Here is a 19,634-nt window from a genome sequence, read left to right on the forward strand (position 1 = left end):
ATAGCCCCCCTCACTCATTACCCAGATGAATTGTCAGGACTTGATCATGAGACTTTCGCCTTTCACCAGCTACTACATCTGCAAACTTTTACGGCAAAATATTGATCACCTCAAGTGGATCGTGGCACCAGGCGCAGGGCTGCAAGCAGAACCTTGGGGAAACTTGGATGCAGTTCTGACTAGTCTTTATTTAGAGGAATTTGAGATTGCAGTGGTCATCAAGCGGCTAGAGCGGCTTGCCGCATACCACCGCACCCTGATTGAGCAAACTCTACAGCCTACTCCTGTGATTGCAGCTGAAATTGATGAAACCGAAGTCACCATTTTTTGGTTACTTGGGTTCAAAGTCAAGCCAACCTCCAATCGCTATTTCTCGCAGGCACTGGCGGGGTGAACTCAAGCCAGATCAGGCAAGCGCACAATATCGCTCAACACAGCGCACAAAGATTTCAACACCGATGCCGAGAGCAATTTCGTCAAAGTCAAAGCGAGGATGGTGGTGAGGGTAGTCGAGTCCTTTAGTGGCGTTGGCGGATCCCAGGAAGAAGAAACATCCCGGCACCTCTTGCAGGAAGAAGGACATGTCTTCACCACCCATCGTTTGACACTCAGGAACAATGCCAAGGGGAGTTTCAATCACATTCTCAACAACTGAAGTCACCAGGTTAGTGATGGCTTCGTTATTGATGACAGGTGGGTACAGCTTGCGATAGTTCAACTCGTACCTCGCGCCATAGCTTTGACAAATACCAGCAATAATTTCTTCAAACCGTTGGTTAAAGAAATCTGTTAGTCCCGGATCAAAATAACGGACAGTGCCACTGAGTTCAGCCGTGTCAGCAATTACATTGAGAGCGGCTCCCGCATGAAACTTGCCAACCGTCACCACGCCCGACTTCAATGGGTCAAGATTGCGAGCAACGATGGTTTGCAGCGCACTGACGATTTGAGCACCCACCACAATCGAGTCAACCGTTTGATGGGGCATGGCTCCATGTCCACCCTTGCCCTGAATGATGCAGTCGAACAGTTCTACAGCCGCCATCATCGCTCCGGTGCGAACGCCAACCGTACCGACAGGGAGATTATTCCACAGGTGTAACCCGATAATGGCATCTACATCCGGATTTCGCAGCGCACCCTGCTCAATCATGGGTTTTGCCCCACCCGGGCCTTCTTCGGCGGGTTGAAAAATAAATTTGACGGTGCCTGCAAACGTGTGCCGATGTTTTGAAAGATAGTAAGCGGTTCCCAGTGCGATCGCCACATGACCGTCATGCCCACAGGCGTGCATCATGCCATCGTGCAGCGAGCAATAGGGCACTTGATTTTCTTCTTGAATCGGCAGTGCATCCATATCAGCCCGAATGGCTAACACAGGTCCGGGTTGGGTGCCGTGGATGACCGCTACAACCCCTGTTGTCGCGATTCCCGTCTGATGATCAATACCCCACTCCCGTAACTTACGAGTGATGAATTCAGCGGTGATATGTTCTCGAAACCCCAGTTCGGGGTACTGATGGAGCGATCGCCGCCATTGCACCAATCGAGGCTGAAGCGTGCGAATTTCTAGACGAACCCTGGAAAGCTCGGTAGATAGGGGAGTCAGCGAAGTAAAAACCATTGCTTATTAAATAGGATTTTTCGCTAAAGGTACGTGTAACCCAGAGGGTGGGGGTCTGACCCATCTTTACTGATTGTGACACCTGCCTCTTGAATTTTCCAATCCAAAAGACTAGTGATATTTGCCTGTGATAGGCAGCGTTTTCAACGCCAATTAGGCATTGAAAGAATTACGGATCTCGAAACCATCCGGTTGTTGTCATTCTTTCCTGAAGAAGTGATCGTCAGGTTTTGTGGTTTGTATCAAAAATTACAAATGTTTAATACACCCCATTTAGTCTGATGGTAAAACTGACCCTCAGGCGTTGAACATCCGCCTTTAGCCAGATCAACTCTGTACAGCAGCCCAGGCAATCAGTCCGGATGGAGTGCAAAATTAGGTGCATCCATTTCCGCTCATTTAAGTTGCCCATTCAGCAGGATTCACTCCAATGGAGCGAACTGAAGCAGGACATTTACAGTAGACGTTGGAAATTGGGGTCAATCGAAGCTAGCACCCGATTTAATTCACCTCTGAACTTTAATTCACCTCTGAACGATGTCTTTTTGACTGGGTCTTTGTAGATTCAGGATTGTAGGTTCAGAATAGATTCAGGATGAGAGTTAGCCTTATTAATTCGATCCTTCAAAGGCGAACGATAGATGGGCGTTAGCGCGCTATTTAAGTAATATTTTATACTTCTAACCTGGCACTGGCAACGGCAGTAGTCTTTCTACATCTAAACTTGACACGAGTTGAGCCAGCTTAGATAAATCAGTCAGGTCTGCAATGTAGGGCATACAGCCCAACACTGGCTTTTGAGTCAGGGATTGAATCAACGAAGGGGATGCCCACTCTAAGATGTTATCTTCGGTGCAGGGTTGGACGCAATTGAGCACAATGCCTTTTAAGTAAGCTTTACTTTGTTGAGCCAAAGCCACCTGCGCTACCGCCTGGGCGATCGCCCCCGGTTGGACAGGCACCACTAACACAATGGGAATGCGCCAATCCCACGCCAGATCTGCCAGGGTGGTTTCAGCGGTAACAGGGGTTCCCAATCCGCCCACCCCTTCGATCAGAACAAAATCTCGGCTCTGGCAGAGAGCGTCAAAAACGCGCCAGACCTTCTCTAATTTAATCTTTTGCCCTTCTCGTGCAGCTGCGATCGGTGGCACCAGCGATGCCTCAAAGCGCAGTGGTGTGATCTCATCGGGGGATTGGTGTAGGTCTAAGTGTTGGGCATAGCGATCGCGATCAGCATCCCCTACTCCCACGTCGATCGGTTTCATCACCCCTAGCGATCGAGGGAGACAATAGGTTTGCCAATAGGCAGCTAGAGCCATCGTTAAGACAGTTTTTCCCACGCGGGTATCAGTGCCCGCTATCAACAGTGCATTCAAAATAAACCCTACTGACTATCGGTAACGCTGACTCTTAAGGTAAAGTCTACCTCCTGATTACCCAGCACATCAATGGCATAGTCTCCACTTTCGGGTAATTGCGCCTGCCAGAAGACTACACCCGATGCATCTTCTACCAATTGTCCATTGGGGTAATAGATATTGAGTGATCCTGCACCCTCAATCAGTTCAACATTGAGGATTTGACCTGCACGAGCATTCACCAGATATCGCTGAATCAAGAGGTCACTCGCCCGGTCAGACACTTCGGTTTGAGTTTCCCCATCCGGGAAGTTGAGCCGTTGGGTGTTGACTTCCGGTTCAGGGGGTGGCGTTGGGGTGGGAGTCGGGGTGGGAGAGGGTTCCGGAGCCTCCAAGTTAAGGTTAAGTCGGTAGTTCGTGCGATCGACCCCTTGCACTGGGCTTAATTGCAAGTAGTAGTCGCCGTTAAAGTTGAGGGTTCCTTGCCACGATTGGACTCGGTTGGAGCGATCGTCTACTAACTCTCGATTGGGGGCTAATACCGTCATTAGCACCCCTTCCCCTTCCAGGTCGGCAGATAAAATTTCGCCCTGTTCCGCTGAGATGATATAGGTAATTGTCTCATTGGCTCTGAGACTACCCTCTGCGGTCGTAGCTGCCCCCGGTGCGAGATTTAACCGTTGGCTAAATTGAACGGGTTGGCTGGATTGGGTTGGAGTGGGAGTCGGGGTTACTGAAACCGTGACGCTTGGTGTCGGAGATGCAACGGGAGTCGGTTGAGTATTCAGAATCGCACTCACCACTGCCCAGGCTCCAATTCCAGTGACCACTGCCAGTCCCATGCCAATGCCAATGACTGCCCAGGGGTTATCCCACACCGACTGCTCCGTGGCTACGGGAACCATGGGGTCAGGGTTGCGGGGATTGCGTCCTACGGGAGCCGGATCAGGGCGACGACCTACCGCTAACGTTTGCATCTGCGAGACATTGGGTTGGGGGGCTGTACCGACGGGTGCGCCAGCAGTTGCCACAGGCATAGATGGGGGCATCGCTGCTGGGTTGAGCATTGCCTGCAAGGCTTGAGCAACTTCACTCACCGACTGATAGCGATCGCCCGGTCGATAGCTCAACATCCGGTTCAAAATCTGAGCAAACCCCGGACTGACATTCACCAATCGCTGCCAGTGCCAGGTCAGATTGACATCATCGTAGAGTTCCTGGGGTTCTCGCCCGGTCAGCAGCACGATCGCAGTCACCGCCAGAGAATAAAGGTCACTGTTGGGATACGCTCGCCCAGTCTGCATCTGCTCACTGGGGGCATAGCCCAACTTGCCAACCGTGGTCGCCTGCGTCATGGTTTGGGTCGCCTGCACGCGGGTAACAATCTCTTTGACCACACCAAAATCAATCAACACCGGAAGCTGGTCTTGTTGCCGCAGGATAATGTTGTCGGGGGCGATGTCGCGATGAATAATACCCTTACTGTGAATGTGAGCCAGGACTGGGAGCAGTTGTCGCACCAATAGAAGAACTTCGGCTTCAGAAAACGCCAGTCCTTGCGGTTTGCGCTCATTTAACAGGGTGCGGTAAGTCTTGCCATCGACGTAATCTTGCACGAGAAAGAGCCGCTGGTTTTCCTCAAATGTGGCGCGAAATTGAGGAATTTGAGGATGTTGAATCTGATAGAGAATTGCCGCTTCGCGTTGAAATAGCTCTTTCGACTTCTCCAGGGCATACGCTCCGATCTGAGTCGGAATAAACTCTTTAAGAGCGCACTTTTCCTGGAAGCGTCCTAAATCCTCTGCCAAGTAGGTACGCCCAAAGCCTCCCTGACCCAGAATGCTGAGCAGACGGTAGCGATTTTGTAAAACAGTTCCAGCAGAAATAGGTGGTTGCATGGCAGATTGAGTCAGCCCTCACAAACAAAACGCTCAATTCGTCACAGATCGCGATTCGTCTCCTATGGAGAATCGATTCACCATAGTGGAAACACGATGCCTTAGCCAAAATCCGGTAAGGCAAATGGTTCATCTCGTCATGAGCTTAGTACTGCTATTCACAGATAGAGTTCGGAAATAAAACCAGGGAGGTGTGGGAGCTATGCCCCCAAGCAGGGGTGGAACCCCTGCACCCGAAATTCCCACCCTTGATTTGCGACGAGTTGTACTTAGTATTGCTCATAAGACGGACATTTCATCATAGCGTTCGGAATCCCCTTTTGCTGAGAGTTCCAGTTGCCTAGAAATATTAAAAAATTCTGTCGATTATGCTAACTTTTATTAAGATTCCCCACCTACTCCTACGAGGAAATGTGCGATGTCTTTCGAGATCCCAGAGTCAGTTAAAGTTTGGAGCCAATTTGCTCATCCCATCATGATGTGGGCGTTGTTGGCACTCACCCTCTATGCCCTCTACTTAGGGGTTCAAATTCGTCGTACCCGCTCTGCCCAAGGAGATCAGAAGAAGCAGTTGATTCAGGGGCGGTTTAACATTAAACATCACCAGATTGGCTCTGCCCTGCTGACCTTTATGGTGTTAGGCACTCTGGGAGGAATGGCAGTTACCTACATCAACAATGGCAAGCTGTTTGTCGGACCTCACTTATTAGTCGGTCTGGGAATGACAGGGTTGATTGCAGCTTCTGCCTCGTTGACTCCTTTTATGCAGAAAGGACACGACTGGGCACGCTATAGCCACATTTTCTTGAATGCGGCGTTGGTTGCGCTGTTTGCCTGGCAAGCGGTGAGTGGGATGCAGATTGTGCAGCGGATTGTCGATAAGATGTCGGGTGTTGCTTAATATAGCTTTGGTCTGAAAGCGTAAGGCAAGGATTTAAGTCGTGATGATGGGAGAGCTTCCTGATTCGCCTCTGCCCCCTTGCATGTGAATTTCTGTAAGTTTGAACTACACATCAATACCTGAGTAACGTCAGCTCGGTTTAATGTTTGATTGTGGCGGATCACTGGGTAGGGGCGTTTCACGAAACGCCCTTACGGAATTATGTGTAGCGAAGCCAATTCAAATGGGTATCAGTTTAATTTAAGACCCTGGCGAATGAATTTGCGGCTATCAGAGCCAAGTCTGCCTTCGCAGACTACCAAAAATCAAGGGTTAGACGGAACCGGCACAGGTTGGTTTTGTTCCGATAGCTGTGGTTTCAACCGCCAAAATCCTTATCCCGAATTCACGTTGAGTAGGGGCGTTTTGAGAAACGTCCCTATTCTTATTTTGTGGCTCCTATTTTTTCAATTGCTCTTTTTCGTTTGCCAACTCTGTACCCACCAGACAGGCATCCGTTAAAGTCGTGCCGTTCAATGTGGCTCCTGAGAGGTCGGCGCACAATAAGTTGGCTCGACTCAGATTCGCTCCTGCCAGGTTTGCCCCCCGCAGGTCAGCTTCTTCCAGGTTTGCCTCAGTAAGCAATGCCCCTTGCAGGTCTGCTTGACACAAGTTTGCACCGTGCAAGTTAGCACTATTGAGGTTTGCCCCCCGCAAGTCGGCTCCGCGCAGATCTACTCCCTGCAAGTTGACTCCGGTTAAATTTGCCCCACTCAGAAAAGCTCCTGCAAAACAGGTGTTGCCAAGGCTGGCTTGCATCAGGTTGGCTCCCCGCAGATTGGCTCCGCGCAGGTCTGCCTCGATCAGGTCAGTCTGCATCAGGTTTGCCCCCAGCAGGTTTGCTCGCAGGTCTGCCCCGATGAGGCGAGCACCGATCAAATTGGCTCCATCCAGGCGAGAACCTGTGAGCTTAGCTCCACTCAAGTTGGCTCCGGTCAGGTTGGCTCCTGCCAGATTGACATTGCTGAGGTGGGCGTTGGGTAAATCTTCATCCTCCAGGTCGGCACCTGCCAACTGTTTTACTTTCCCGGCACGAATCGCTTCAATATCCATAGTGGTTTATCTGACGGAGGGGCTTGCGGGTGAACTGGATTCGTCGATGTAAGGCAGCAACTCGTCGTCGGAATGAGAATCGAGCAGCCAGATTCCAGCGGCAATTTTGGGCAGATTGACGGGCAGATTTAGCCCCTGCTGTAGACCCCCAACCAGGAGAGCAAGGGTTTCGACGAGTTTGGGATCCCAGCGATCGCCTGCTTCAGCTTGGCACGCTGCCAGAGCACTGGACAATGCTTCTGGAGGATAGGATGCGAAATTGCCAGGTTCGGTGTCAGGTGTGCGATGAGCGGCAAGGTGTGCCTGAAACTCAGCCACCAATCCCAACATTCTCGATTCCAGAGGGATTGCATCTCCCGCTAAACGAGCAGGTAGCCCAGATCCATTCCACCATTCGGTCTGGTGGGTAATGATAGTGGCGATCGCCTTCATGCGGTTCATCGTCCGGAGCAGTTGCGCCCCAGGCACCAGAGGACAGGCGAGAGGGACGGCATCCGGGTCATAACGATGGGTTGCACTGGGGCTTAACTCTGTCTCCTGCGATAGCGAGCCGATACGATGTAACAACCCTGCCAAGCGCAACCGATGCAGTTGCCAGGCTGGCAGATCGAGCAATTGCCCCAGAGTTTCTGCCAAGGTCGCGATCTCAGCTGCTGTCATCGGGTTGCTAATGTCGGTTTGGTCGATCAGTTGAGCAATGCGTAAAAAGGCTTGCAACTCATTGGACACCAGATTGTTATCTAGAAACCCCTGCCCCGGATAGGCGTAGGAGGGGGCGTTGTGGAGCAGATCTTGTTGACTAGCTTGCAAGTAATTCACAACGCGGGAGACGATGTCACCCAATTGCTCAGGGGTTGATACTCCAGCTAACCCCGTCTGGTAGTGGGATTGCGCTTTGATGGCTTGTAACTGGTCAGCCAGTTGAGTGCTCAGGGTGGGGTTATAACGACGGATATGGGCGATCGCCAGTTCAGCTGTCTCTTGCACCAGTGTAGGCTCAAACGTCCACAGCCCATAAAACTTGCGCTCTCGATCCATCTCTGGCACACCCGCCACTCCATAGTCTTCGGGGGTCAACTCCTGACACAACACCATCGCTGTGTAGCTGGGGGAGGCAATAATCAGGTGCCACTCCTGCGCAACCGGATCAACCGGGTCGAGGCTGACCAGAGCCACATTTGATCGCTGGCTGGTGGGATGTTCAGCAAAACCCGCATCGGGAGCCGCCATGATGACAATCTGTTGGGCGCGATCGGCGATTTCACCGTAGCGATCGGCTTCTTCGAGATACCACTTACCTCGCTGAAAGGCGGTGATCACGAGCGGTGAGTAGTTGTCGGTCAGAATCGAATCTTCAAGGGCATGACACAAAGACACCAGTGTGTTCTTGTAATACACGCCAAAGTTCAAAGATCGTTTGCCCGTTTCTGCGCCTTGATGCGCTTCTTTAAGCGTTTGTAAAATAGAGCCTTTTAACATGAGACGGCTGAGCAAAAAATCTTTGAGTGTGGACAAATAGATAGATTTTGAGGGAAATTATCGAGATTTTTGATACTCCTTATCATCGCAGATTTACTAGAGTCGTCAAACCCTGGAGGAAAGGATCAGGGATAAGGGGTAAAGGATAAAGGATAAGGGGTAAAGGCTAAAGGATGAGGGATAAAGGCTAAAAGGGGTGTGTCCAGAGTTTTGTATCAAGACGGGTGTGTCCAGAATTTTGTGCAAAACCCCATCCTGTCTTCGTTCTAACCCACCCGCGACTAAAGTGCGGGCTTATGGGATGAAGTCTGCTAAAGCAGACTAGGAGAAGTTCTCAGTCCACTTTAATGGACTTTGGAAGGTAGCCCACTATGGATGTGCGGGCAGATGGGAACGGTAACAGTCACACTTTAATTTACATAGCCACCACTGCTATACGGTTGTTTCGCGAAATGTCTCTACGGAGTTCATATGCTGGATCAGCAACATCTTTTAATGAACCCCCCCGTCATCTTGCGATTTTTATTTTTCATCCTTCATCCTTTATCCTTCATCCTTTATCCTTTATCCTTTATCCTTCATCCTTTATCCCTCATCCTTCATCCTTTATCCTTCCTTTCTACACTGCTCCTGCTAATTCCCGTGGTGTGTCAATTGGTGCAGTCAGGGCTTCCTCCAAGTCTGCTTTGCCCAACCGTTGCTCCAAAATGTTCATCACTTCACGTCCAAAGTCGTTGGGGTTTTGCTTCCAGGCTTGTAAGCAAACCTCTCCAAAGAAGGAACCAAGAGGCTCTGGGTTCCACAGCAGCTTACGCACAATCCAGGGCATATGGCTGAGGGGGTTGTAGCCCGGTTTCAATACGCCTTTTTTGAAAGCGTAATCCTCAAGATGGGTGTGAGGTTGTAAGCCAATGAAGAAGATGGCAGGTTCAACTTTGTCAGCCCCAAAGATGCTCTCTAACTCCCGGTGATAGGCGATCGTCTGGCGAATGGTGTCAAACGTTTCATCAATCACGTTAAAGGAGTAATTGATCGATACCAAGTCGTTGAACCCTGCGGATTTCAGATCACGGCAGTTTTGTAAAACTGTACGGAGGTTATAGCCCATCCGCATCTTTCGCACCAACTCCTGAGAACCGCTGGTGATGCCGATCTCAAAATAGTTCATCCCCGTTTTGACCATTAGGTCACAGAGTTTGGGCGTTAAGTTATCGGCTCGGATGTAAGCTGCCCAGTGAATATCGGACATTCCGGCATCCAGCACCTTTTGCAGCAACTCCTCGACATCGGCGATAAATTTGCGAGCGGGAATCAGTTGAGCGTCAGTAAACCAGAAGTTGCGAATGCCGCGATCGTAGAGTTGGCGCATTTCGCGCACTACCTCATCGGCTGGGTTGATGCGCACTTGCTTACCCTCTACAACGGTGTAAACGCAATAGCAGCAGTTATGAGGACAACCACGCTTTGTTTGTACGCCCACATAAAAGTCCTGCTCTTGCAGATAGTATTCAAACTCTGCCCAGATACTGGCGATGTAATCGTAGTTGCAGGCGGTTTTTTCAACGGGGGTCGGTTGCTCATGAATGAGGCGATCGCGGGGTTTGGTTTCTCCGGCGATGTAGCACCGCTCTCCAGAGATGTCCTGCCCTCGCAACAGCTTCTCTAAGAGAGTTTCTCCTTCACCCACCGAGACAACCGTTCCTTTGGGCAGCAGGGTGTTGAGCTGTTCATAAAAAACGCTGACGGCACCACCGCCTACCACCAAACGCGCATCCGATGTGTAGCGTTTTGCCCGTTTTAGCCCCCGTTTGATTAGCCCCAGGTTGCGCCACAACTCAGAGTAATAGGAGAGCATCAGTTGTAGACCACCCATTGCCCCCCGCACCCGGAGCAGCGGATTGCGAGCGTAGTTGAACTCAAAGGCATTTTGCAACGGGTTGCCGCCCCGTCCGCCGACGGGAGCATAGATTTGAATGTCGCGCCAGGAGAAAACGAGGAGCGTTGGCTTAAAGTCGTCAATACGGCGATCGAGGGCAGAGGCAAAATCGAGGGGTGGAACTGTTCCCAGATCAAAAATCTGCTGTTCCACATCAGGAAAGCACTTATGAACGTGGTCAGCCAGATAAACAACCCCAATTGGAAAGATTGGATTGCAGGGAAGGCGGACGTAGAGGATGCGATTTAATGCCATTGGAGCCTGTGCAACACAAGGAAAGCTAAATTCATTAATTTAATTTCATATAACTTTACGATACCACTGACTTCTGTTGCCTGCACGAGAGCAAGGGGGATCAATATATTGCAAGGAATCAAGGAAAGTCATAAGAAATTGCCTTGCCCATCAAAAAAAGCTTGGTAGTCGGGTTTACAGCTAGCAGGGATCAGCCGATGTTAGGGTTGCTTATAGTCTTTCCTTATGGTGCTAAGCTCCTCAACTGTCATGGCTCAAATTTTTGATCCCTTACCGGCGGATTGCTCTGACCCAATCCTCTGTTGCTACGTGAACGCGACCAGCAAAATTCAAATTGCTCGTATTACAAATATCGCTAATTGGTATTTTGAACGGGTTGTTTTTCCAGGACAACGATTAATGTTTGAGGCGATGCCACAGGCGTTGCTAGAGATTCACACCGGGATGATGGCAAGTGCTATTTTATCAGACACAATTCCCTGCTATCGTTTGCAGTTGCAAGAAGAAGAGGAGTCTGAACCTGTTTCTGAGGCAATCAGTACGGGGTTGGGATTTAGCAAAGTGGCTCATGAGACTCGTGCTGCTGTTTCTGCTGTTGCGGAATAGCACACCGTTGGAGAATGGCTAGGTTCTGTTTAGGCTGATTCCCAGGTATTGAGGCGATCGCTGAGATAGCCTGAGAGCTCTTTAATTAGACTCAAGTTGTGTGTTCCCAGTTAATAACATTGCTCCTCTTAAGGTTTGCTTTTTATCATCAACTCATTTCTTGTTTCTCAACATTATTTCCTGTTGTTCTGTTTATTTAGTCCTTTCAGTTTTTTAGGCTACTACATACACAAATTTCTGCCTCCTGCCAAGATGAGATGCAGGGTTGTTTCAAGCGTTTGAGAATCAGGCATCCAGGTTCCTCAGATACTCCCTCCGCCAACAATCCGATACAGGCTTTGTCTTAGCCTTCTGCCGTCCAATCGCGGACAAGCAAGTCGGCACAATGCCTCCCATGCAACGTGATAAAGGAGGGCTAAGTTCAGTTTAGACCCCATAATGAAGGGTGTTGAGTTGAGCCGCGCACTCCGTTGAATCTTCCGTCGTTTTTATGGCTCTGGCGCATCGCTGCCTGGTCGATGGGTTTGTCGTTGTTAGCCTATGTGCTGTTGGCTGCAACAGGCACCGGGCTATTTTATACTCGTTCGAGCGGTGGTCAACGACCTGACTGGTTGCGATCGCTCCACTTTTGCATTGGGGCGACGATGATTGCCCTGGTTTTGCTGCTACTGGCGATCGGCATTGTGGGTACGCTGGGGCACTTTGGCAGTTTGGGACACTCGGCGCATTTGCCCGCCGGAATCATCGTCGTCTTGCTGACGCTGCTTTCGGGTTGGAGTGCAACGCAAATAAGCCCAGACCGAGCCTGGGCAAGAGTTGTGCATGTGGGCACTAATTTGGTTCTTTTCGTGGGGTTTGTGTTGGTCAGCCTCACCGGATGGATTGTGGTGCAGAAGTATCTGCCCTGAAGGGGTGAGGCATTCGGCAAGTAGATGCTGTAACTGAATTGCAACTCTACCGAACGCCTCACCCTGACATTACCTACACCAACACATTGGAGCCAATCGCCAGGTTGTTGGGGTTGACATTGTTGAGCGTGACCAGGGTGGTGAAGGTTGCGCCACCTGTTGTGCCGTTCTGGTCAACCTGTACCAGCGTGTTGGAACCAGAGCGAGTAAACCGCAGGAACCCATCCGCCACTGGATTGGAGCCACTATAGCCGAGGCTATCAAACAACGTGATCAAGTCGAGTTTGTCTTGAGTGGTGTTGAAGTCGGTGATGCGGTCAGTGCGATCGCCAAAGGCAGTGTAGGCAAACGTGTCGTTGCCGCTGTTGCCCGTTTGAGTATCGTTGCCGCTGCCCCCAATCAGAATGTCATTGCCGCTGCCCCCGATTAGCTCATCATCACCGTTACCACCGATCAGCGTGTCGTTGCCGTCGCGTCCGTTGAGGGTGTTGCGTCGGCTATTCCCGGTAATCAGGTTATCGAGGGAGTTCCCTGTACCATTGATAGTTGAGTTGCCTATCAAGGTTAGGTTCTCGATGTGATTGCTCAGCGTCCACGACACGGAGGATTGCACCAGATCAGTGCCCTCGCCCGCGTTTTCAGTGGTGCGATCGCCAGAGGTGTTGACGATATAAGTGTCGTCTCCTAAACCGCCGATCATCGTGTCGCGATCGCCTCTGCCATCGAGGAGGTCGTTACCACCCAAGCCAGTGAGCGTGTTCCGCTCATCGTTGCCGATGATCACGTTTGCTTCGTTGTTTCCTGTACCGTTGATGGAGTTGCTGCCTGTCAGGGTCAGGTTCTCAACGTTGGCACTGAGAGCACCGATGGAAACGGAAGAACGCACCAGATCCGTGCCTTCACCGGGGTTCTCATTCACCACATCGCCAACACTATTGACAATGTAGGTGTCATCGCCCAAGCCACCAACCATCGTGTCGTTGCCACCCTGACCATCCAGTGTGTCGTTATCACCTAAACCAGTCAGGATGTTGTTGGCATTGTTGCCAGTAATCACGTTTGCCAGATCGTTGCCCGTGCCGTTGATGGAGTTGCTGCCCGTTAGAGTCAGGTTCTCAACGTTTGCGGCGAGAGAGGCGATCGTGATGGAGGAGCGTACCAGATCCGTCCCTTCATTGGGGTTCTCAACAATCACATCCTCCACATCCACAATGTAGGTGTCGTTGCCCGTTCCGCCAATCAGGGTATCGGCTGCCAAACCTCCGTTCAGGGTGTCGTTGCCTGCCAAGGCGCGAATTTCGTCAGCCCGGTTAGTGCCCACCAGATTGTCATTACCGTTGGTGCCCGTAATCAGGTTGCTACCCTGTGTCACGGTAATGTTGACTGTGGCAGTGGAGGTCAACTCCTCCTTATCCTTCAAGGTGTAGGTGAAGCTGATATCCCCTTCAAAGCCAGGAGTTGGCGTGTAGGTGAAGGTATTGTTGCCGTTCTTGACGAGAGAGCCGTTAGCGGGGTTGGTGAAGGAGTCGATGACCAATGGATCGTTGGCATCCACATCGCTATCGTTTGCCAGTACGGGAATGACAACGGCTTGCAAGTCAGTGGTGCTAGCGACATCATTCGTAGCAACGGGAGCTTCGTTGACATTGGTCAATGTCAGAGTAAAGTTGGCACTGGCATCAGGCGTGCTCCCAACAGAGGCATCATCCACATTCACTGTGACTGCATAGCTGGGTTTAGCTTCAAAGTTGAGGGTAGTTCCAGCCTTCAGATACAGCACCGACCCATCAATTTCAAAGAAGCTGGCATCTGTGCCGCTGAGGCTGAGGACGTTAGTTCCCGATCCGTCATCGGTCACGTTAATGTCAGCTACCTTGATCCGGGTTGCCGTGTTGGTGTTTTCTTCTAGGGATGTTGTGGTGTTGGTAAAGCCAACGGCTGTTGGAGCCAAGTTCGATCGCGTCAGGTTTAGCCCCACAACAAGCGGATCATGATCCGAGGAGGCAAATGGATCGGCATTGTAGAAGCTAACATCCTGTTCATCCGACTTGAATTCCAGGTTGTAATTCAAAACCCCGGGTTCGTCGGCGTTGATGTGCCACTTAGCGACTCCCGTAACCTGGCTGGCAAGGCTGCCATTCGCCAGGGCATGATCTAGAGAACCCCATTGCCCACGGAACTGGAAGGAGTAGGAATCCGTACCAAACAGGCTGGTGTAGCCAGCATCAATGAGTGTGGTGATGGGATCTTCCAGGCGATAAGCGTTGAGGTCGCCCATGATCAGGTAATCCGGGTCGGGGGTTCCGGTGGGGTTAGTGGCTAACCAGGCTGCCAATTCCTGCGCCGCTTGGGTACGGGTTGCATTGGATAGGCTCTGTCCATCCCCCTGATCGGCATCGCCCGGTAGATTTGCTGCCGAAGCTTTGGATTTGAAGTGGTTGATGACAGCGGTAAAGGTTTCGCTGGTGGGCGCACCATTTGCCAGTCGCTCGAAGGTGACTGCCACGGGGGGGCGTTGTACACGGTTGGCATCGTCCTGGGCGAAAATACCTGTCTGGAGAACGGCAATGCTGGTGTTGGGGGCAACCCGAACCGCACTGGTTTTGTAAATGAACCCAACTGTAATCTCATCACCGCCAAGTCCCCCATTGGCATTTAGGGCGGAGGCGGGTGGAGTGATGAAGGCGTAGGTTCCGGCTCCGGCGATCGCGTTCAGGGCATCCACTAACCCCTGTACCGCACTGAGAGAACTATACCCGTCATTCTCCATTTCGTTGTAGCCAATCACATCCGCGTTTAGCCCCAGAATGGCTTGAACCGTCTTCGCCTGCTGCCGCTGGAATTCTGTCAGGTTGCTGGCTCCCCGTGGAGTGGGGAAGTCACCCCCGGTGCCATTGCCATTGAAGTAGTTGAGCAGGTTGAAGCTGGCAACACGGAGGGAACCGCCCACAGCAGGAGCCGCTGTTTCGCGCGGATTAGCGGCAGTAAAGTTGGCAGGGGTGCGAGTTTGGACGCGGTAGCCCTCGAAGCGGTGGTCGAGAACGCCACTGATGGAGGCGATCGTGTCGCCTCCCCGCAGGGTGTTGGTAGCACTTAGGGGTTGCCCATTGCGCGCATGGATGACCGTGGCGGGGTTTTGGGTGTTGCTACCGTCATCGAGAAGGATGTAGTTGTCTAGCAGGTCAGCCTGATACGCCTGGAAGCCCGCTACACTGGGGGAATTAAACTGGGTGTACTGGCTTAAACGCCCATTTGCTGACAGTCCCACCTGTCCGAAGCGACCCAGGGTAAAGTTATTGGTCACTGTTAGCGGTCCACTCGCCCCGCTCACATTAACCAGCATTCCCTCATAACGCTCTAACGCCGACACATCGGTGACGGGAATCGTAACGGTGGCCACGCTGGGCAAGGTTGCCGCTCCCAGGTTGAGGACGCTCCGCCCCATGACGGTATTTGCCAGAGAGAGCTGGGTCAGACTGCTGCTCAGAGTGGTGCCCGTAATAGTGCCTGTGGACGTACTGCTGGTAAATTCTCCCACCAATCCGGTTACCCGTACCCGATCGCCAACATTGCCAGAGAACAGCCCTGTGGGGTCAAACACAAAGATGCCCTCCGACGTGGCGACATCGTTGTCCCAATCTGTGTTTTCTTCCTGCACATAAAAGCCCGACAACCCGCTGCTACCAGGGAATGCCCCTACGACGACCCCTTCAATGGTTTGAGTACCGCCAAACGAGGGGTTGAAGCTGTTGCCGCTGCCCTGAATCTGGCTAATCAGGGTTAATAACGGATCGTTATCGGCGATCGCCACTGTTGCACTTGTGGTTGCACCCAAGTCGTAATTAGCCGTATCAATCAGATTCAGGGTGACGGTTTCGTTTCCTTCAACGATGGCATCATCCACTGGGGTGATGGTGATATCAACAAAGGATTGTCCAGCGGCGATCGTCGCTGTGCCCGTCAGGTTAGGTGTGTAGTCTGTGCCATTGGTTGCTTGACCTGTACCTGTGGCAACTGTGTAGTCCACCGTCAACGCATTTGTAGTGTCTCCAGTACGAGTAATGCGGAAGGTGCCAGGGTTTGAGACTTCCGACGCTAATGTTTCAGCGGCAGCAGTATCGGTGGTTTGGATAGTAACCTGGGGTGTCGTCGTGGAAATCGCACCCGGAGAACCAATCAGAGTAACGCCGCTGTCAAGAACGCTAAAAGCTCCATTGACACCAATAGCACTCAAGGTCGAGACAGATGTATTACCTGCTGCATTATCAAAGGTTGCAAACGGCGAAGCCAATGGAGATGAACCAAAAGTAACGCCCGTGATCAGAGTGCCGCCAGCGTTGAACAGATTCACTGCATCACCGCCAGTTCCTAGCCCCACACCCGAACCACTATAGGTGCCGATGAGCACATTAGCAGGCAGCGTACCGCCAAACCAGGTGTTAACGAAGGCGGTAGCCCTGGTTGCGTCACCTTCGATAAAGATAGCTGACTGACCAGGTGCAAGACTGGTTACGCCACTCAGTGCAACCGAGCTTGCGAAGTTATTTGAATTATCGTCTATCCGCCAGCCAGTGATATCTACAGCCGTGGTGCTGGTATTGGTCACCTCAAACCAGTCCGCTGCAACGCCAGGGCTATTGCCACTCGACCAGGGAGCGACTTCAGAAATGATTAAAGGTGCAGCAGCTTCCGTAATATCGGTAATATTGAGTGTGAAGTTAGTGGTTGCATCCGGAGTTGCTCCAATGCTGGTGTCATCGACATGTACGGTGACTGTATAGCTGGGCTTGTTTTCAAAGTCGAGAACAGTTCCGGCTTTGAGGAACAATCCAGTACCGACAATTTCAAAGGCAGCGGCATCAGGTCCGGCCAGGCTGAAGGTGTTGGTTCCCAGGGCATCATCGCTGACGATGATGGTGCCAACTCGAATCGCGGCAGAGGTGCTGCTGTTTTCAGCCAGAGTTGCAGTGGCGTTGCTCAGGCTGACCTCAACGGGAGCCGCGTTTTGATAAACGTAGGAAGCGGGGGCATAAACCCAGAGCTGCGGATGGTTACTGTCACCTCCCCCTCGTTCGTTGACAACATACAGCAAGCCGTTGTTGTCCATCGTTACCCCTTCGTGACCCTGGTTAGCCACACTCAAGGGATTGTCACTGTCAGAGCCGATTGTGAGAGAGCTAGTAATAGTGCCAGTGCGGGTGATATTCACGATCTTGCCGTCTTCCTGGCTGAGCACTAACAGATTGTCGTCTGTCAACGGGGACAACAGATTGGATAGGGCGTAAACATCAGCAATATCGGTGAGATTCGCCAGGGCTGGATCGAACAGGTTCGTGGAGTTTTCTATGGTGGATGAACCGTTGGTGGCTGTGCCCGCTGCAAAATCAATGTCCGTTTGGAAAATTCCTTGAGGGGTTGTCTCTTTGACGACGATATATCCACCCGTCTGGGGGTCGAAGGAAACTCCTTCCAGACCAATGTTGCCAACGGTTGTTCCTAGCTTGACGCTTTGCACATCGGCTCTCGATAGAGTGCCACCAGGAACATAAGTGAAGAGGTTAGCCTGACGGAGGCGTTCTTCGACGAGTACAAACTGGTTGCCACCGATATGGGTCAAGCCTTCTGGATCGTCAAAATCACCAATTGTTAAGGTCATTGAGTTAACCAATTGCCCGGTCTTGGTGACTTGCACGATCGAGGTTCCCTCGTCACCCAGGATAAATAGGGTATCCGTAACAGGGTTGTAGGTTACCGTGGAGACTTCTAGGGACAGTTGGCTGCCCGTTGGTGCAGGGGTGCGGGCAGGTACAGGCAGGTTGTAGCGACCAATGCGGACGTAGGTAGACAAGTCGATGGGTTCGCTGGAGACGGTATCGTTGTCAGCGATCGCCACTGTTGCACTCGTGGTTGTGCCCAAGTCGTAATTAGCCGTATCAACCAGATTCAGGGTGACGGTTTCGTTTCCTTCAACGATGGCATCATCCACTGGGGTGATGGTGATATCAACAAAGGATTGTCCAGCGGCGATCGTCGCTGTGCCCGTCAGGTTAGGTGTGTAGTCTGTGCCATTAGTTGCTTGACCTGTACCTGTGGCAACTGTGTAGTCCACCGTCAACGCATTCGTAGTATCTCCAGTACGAGTAATGCGAAAGGTGCCGGGATCTGTTCCAGCTTCAGCAGCAGCGTTGTCAGTGGCAGCGATCGATACTGTGGGTAGGGCAGATCCAAAAGAAAAATCAGCGGAATTTAATGCACCACTAGCAGCGTCAACGGCTGTCCAATTACTTTGATTCAGGATTTGTGCTTTAAACTCATCGATCGACAACCCAGTCCGAGAACCGTTGTACTGAGCGTTGGCAATGATGCCAGAACTTGTGATACTCAGGGCTGTTGAACCGAGGGCTAATGCTCCTGCACCAGAGTTTGCATCAGGAACGTAGGATGTATTCGTGCTATTGAGGTTCACTGTTCCACTGGTGACAAATCCACCTGTTGAAGCAACGTTAATTCCAAATAGTAATGAACCCCCATTGGCAGCATTCCAGGTAGTTTGTGTAACTGTAGCCGTAAATGGGGAGGAGGTGGCTACAGTTCCATCTGCACGTTGGTAAACAAAAATTTGATCGCCACTCCCAGAGATTCCGCTTAACCCGGCACTGCTAACAGAGCCGTTATCAGTAGTTGAAGGCGGTGTATTAGGAAATGATAGAACCACTACTGTACCTGCTGGAACAGCAGTAGTAGCCGTCCAAACCGCAAAATTTTCTCCTCCACGCCAACTGCCAGGCGTATTTGGTTGTTGATAGGATGCATCCGTGAAACCCAACATTGTGCCTGCATCGAGATCTTTGAAGGTAACGAATGCAAGACCATCGGGCGCACCAGAACGGAAACCAATGATGGCAATATCACCAGGATTGAGGATGGTAGGCATAAATTTGAAGAAATGAATTGACAGAAGAAAAACTAGATCGAGAGATTGATGCAATAAATAACTTTGGAGAGGGCGATCGCCCTCTAAAAACGCGCAGCACAAAACCGACAGCAGAGCAATCAGCCACATGAGCGGAGGCACCTGCTGTAGGGGTCAACGGGCAAAAACTTGGAAAAACTGTTTAGACGTCTGCGAGTAATGGAGACGCGCTGACGTAGCTAGAAGGACAATTTAGGGTGGATGAGGCATTGAGGCAAACGTTAACGATGGGCTAAAGATTCATTCAGTGGTTTCACTGATAGCCATCTATACAAATCTCACGCTTAGGTTAAGAAGACCCTATGCCTGTGTTAAACAGTATGCAGTTATACTGAACTTCACAAAATCTTGAAGATTTTAATAAGAGACTGATTTGAAGCTTGTTTTTTCTATCAACCTGATAAACAGAGAAGCCAAGGAGTCAGGAAATTCATTGCACCCATCGGCTCATTTCAGGGTTGACTAGCACAGCAAAAAATAAGTTTTGAAAGGGGTGAAGGGGGTATGTCAAATAGATTGTGTCAAGGGTAAAAACTCAAGTTGGAAAGCGATCGCCGAATTCAATCGCGAAGCGATTGAGAGCAGGTTTCCAGTCACGAAT

At 51.2% G+C, this 19,634-nt stretch carries 11 protein-coding genes; 4 read left to right on the plus strand and 7 right to left on the minus strand.

Annotation, left to right across the window (positions count from 1 at the left end; genetic code table 11):
* Window positions 1-46: 46 nt before the first annotated feature.
* Window positions 47-394, plus strand: coding sequence for a hypothetical protein (locus H6G89_RS24255; RefSeq protein WP_190511266.1), 348 nt, complete (start codon window positions 47-49; stop codon window positions 392-394).
* A gap of 12 nt (window positions 395-406) precedes the next feature.
* Here H6G89_RS24255 and H6G89_RS24260 read toward each other — a convergent pair whose 3' ends face one another.
* The 3 genes from H6G89_RS24260 to H6G89_RS24270 all read right to left on the minus strand — a co-directional run bounded on the left by H6G89_RS24260 (window position 407) and on the right by H6G89_RS24270 (window position 4,883).
* A complete protein-coding gene (locus H6G89_RS24260; protein ID WP_190511267.1) occupies window positions 407-1,624 on the minus strand; it encodes a M20 metallopeptidase family protein in 1,218 nt (405 codons plus the stop codon).
* 680 nt (window positions 1,625-2,304) lie between these two features.
* Window positions 2,305-3,003 (minus strand): dethiobiotin synthase, encoded by a 699-nt coding sequence (gene bioD / locus H6G89_RS24265; protein ID WP_190511268.1) that lies wholly within the window; start codon window positions 3,001-3,003, stop codon window positions 2,305-2,307.
* Window positions 3,004-3,011: 8 nt separating this feature from the next.
* Window positions 3,012-4,883 (minus strand): serine/threonine-protein kinase, encoded by a 1,872-nt coding sequence (locus H6G89_RS24270; RefSeq protein ID WP_190511269.1) that lies wholly within the window; start codon window positions 4,881-4,883, stop codon window positions 3,012-3,014.
* A 418-nt stretch (window positions 4,884-5,301) separates the two neighbouring features.
* On the opposite strand from H6G89_RS24270, the gene H6G89_RS24275 reads away from it, so the two are divergent.
* On the plus strand, window positions 5,302-5,784 hold the full coding sequence (locus H6G89_RS24275; protein ID WP_190511270.1) for a DUF4079 domain-containing protein: 483 nt from the start codon (window positions 5,302-5,304) through the stop codon (window positions 5,782-5,784).
* 438 nt (window positions 5,785-6,222) lie between these two features.
* On the opposite strand, the gene H6G89_RS24280 is transcribed toward H6G89_RS24275, so the two are convergent.
* The 3 genes from H6G89_RS24280 to H6G89_RS24290 all read right to left on the minus strand — a co-directional run bounded on the left by H6G89_RS24280 (window position 6,223) and on the right by H6G89_RS24290 (window position 10,546).
* Entirely contained in the window at window positions 6,223-6,876 is a 654-nt protein-coding gene (locus H6G89_RS24280; RefSeq protein ID WP_190511271.1) for a pentapeptide repeat-containing protein, read from the minus strand.
* Between the two features lie 6 nt (window positions 6,877-6,882).
* The gene (locus H6G89_RS24285) at window positions 6,883-8,355 is read right to left on the minus strand and encodes a DICT sensory domain-containing protein (protein ID WP_190511272.1); all 1,473 of its coding nucleotides are present in this window, start codon (window positions 8,353-8,355) and stop codon (window positions 6,883-6,885) included.
* A 619-nt stretch (window positions 8,356-8,974) separates the two neighbouring features.
* Window positions 8,975-10,546 carry a photosystem II high light acclimation radical SAM protein gene (locus H6G89_RS24290; RefSeq protein WP_190511274.1) on the minus strand — a complete coding sequence of 524 codons (1,572 nt, stop codon included), beginning with the start codon at window positions 10,544-10,546 and terminating at the stop codon, window positions 8,975-8,977.
* 249 nt (window positions 10,547-10,795) lie between these two features.
* Between H6G89_RS24290 and H6G89_RS24295 the strand changes: the two genes are divergently transcribed.
* Both H6G89_RS24295 and H6G89_RS24300 read left to right on the plus strand, forming a co-directional pair.
* A complete protein-coding gene (locus H6G89_RS24295; RefSeq protein ID WP_190511276.1) occupies window positions 10,796-11,152 on the plus strand; it encodes a DUF1830 domain-containing protein in 357 nt (118 codons plus the stop codon).
* A 470-nt stretch (window positions 11,153-11,622) separates the two neighbouring features.
* Window positions 11,623-12,060: a DUF4079 domain-containing protein gene (locus H6G89_RS24300; protein ID WP_190511277.1), complete on the plus strand. Its 438-nt coding sequence runs from the start codon at window positions 11,623-11,625 to the stop codon at window positions 12,058-12,060.
* Between the two features lie 73 nt (window positions 12,061-12,133).
* Here the strand turns inward: H6G89_RS24300 and H6G89_RS24305 are convergent, their stop codons facing one another.
* On the minus strand, window positions 12,134-19,123 hold the full coding sequence (locus H6G89_RS24305) for an ExeM/NucH family extracellular endonuclease (protein WP_190511279.1): 6,990 nt from the start codon (window positions 19,121-19,123) through the stop codon (window positions 12,134-12,136).
* Window positions 19,124-19,634: the final 511 nt, after the last annotated feature.

It is taken from the genome of Oscillatoria sp. FACHB-1407, assembly GCF_014697545.1.
GTDB lineage: Bacteria > Cyanobacteriota > Cyanobacteriia > Elainellales > Elainellaceae > FACHB-1407.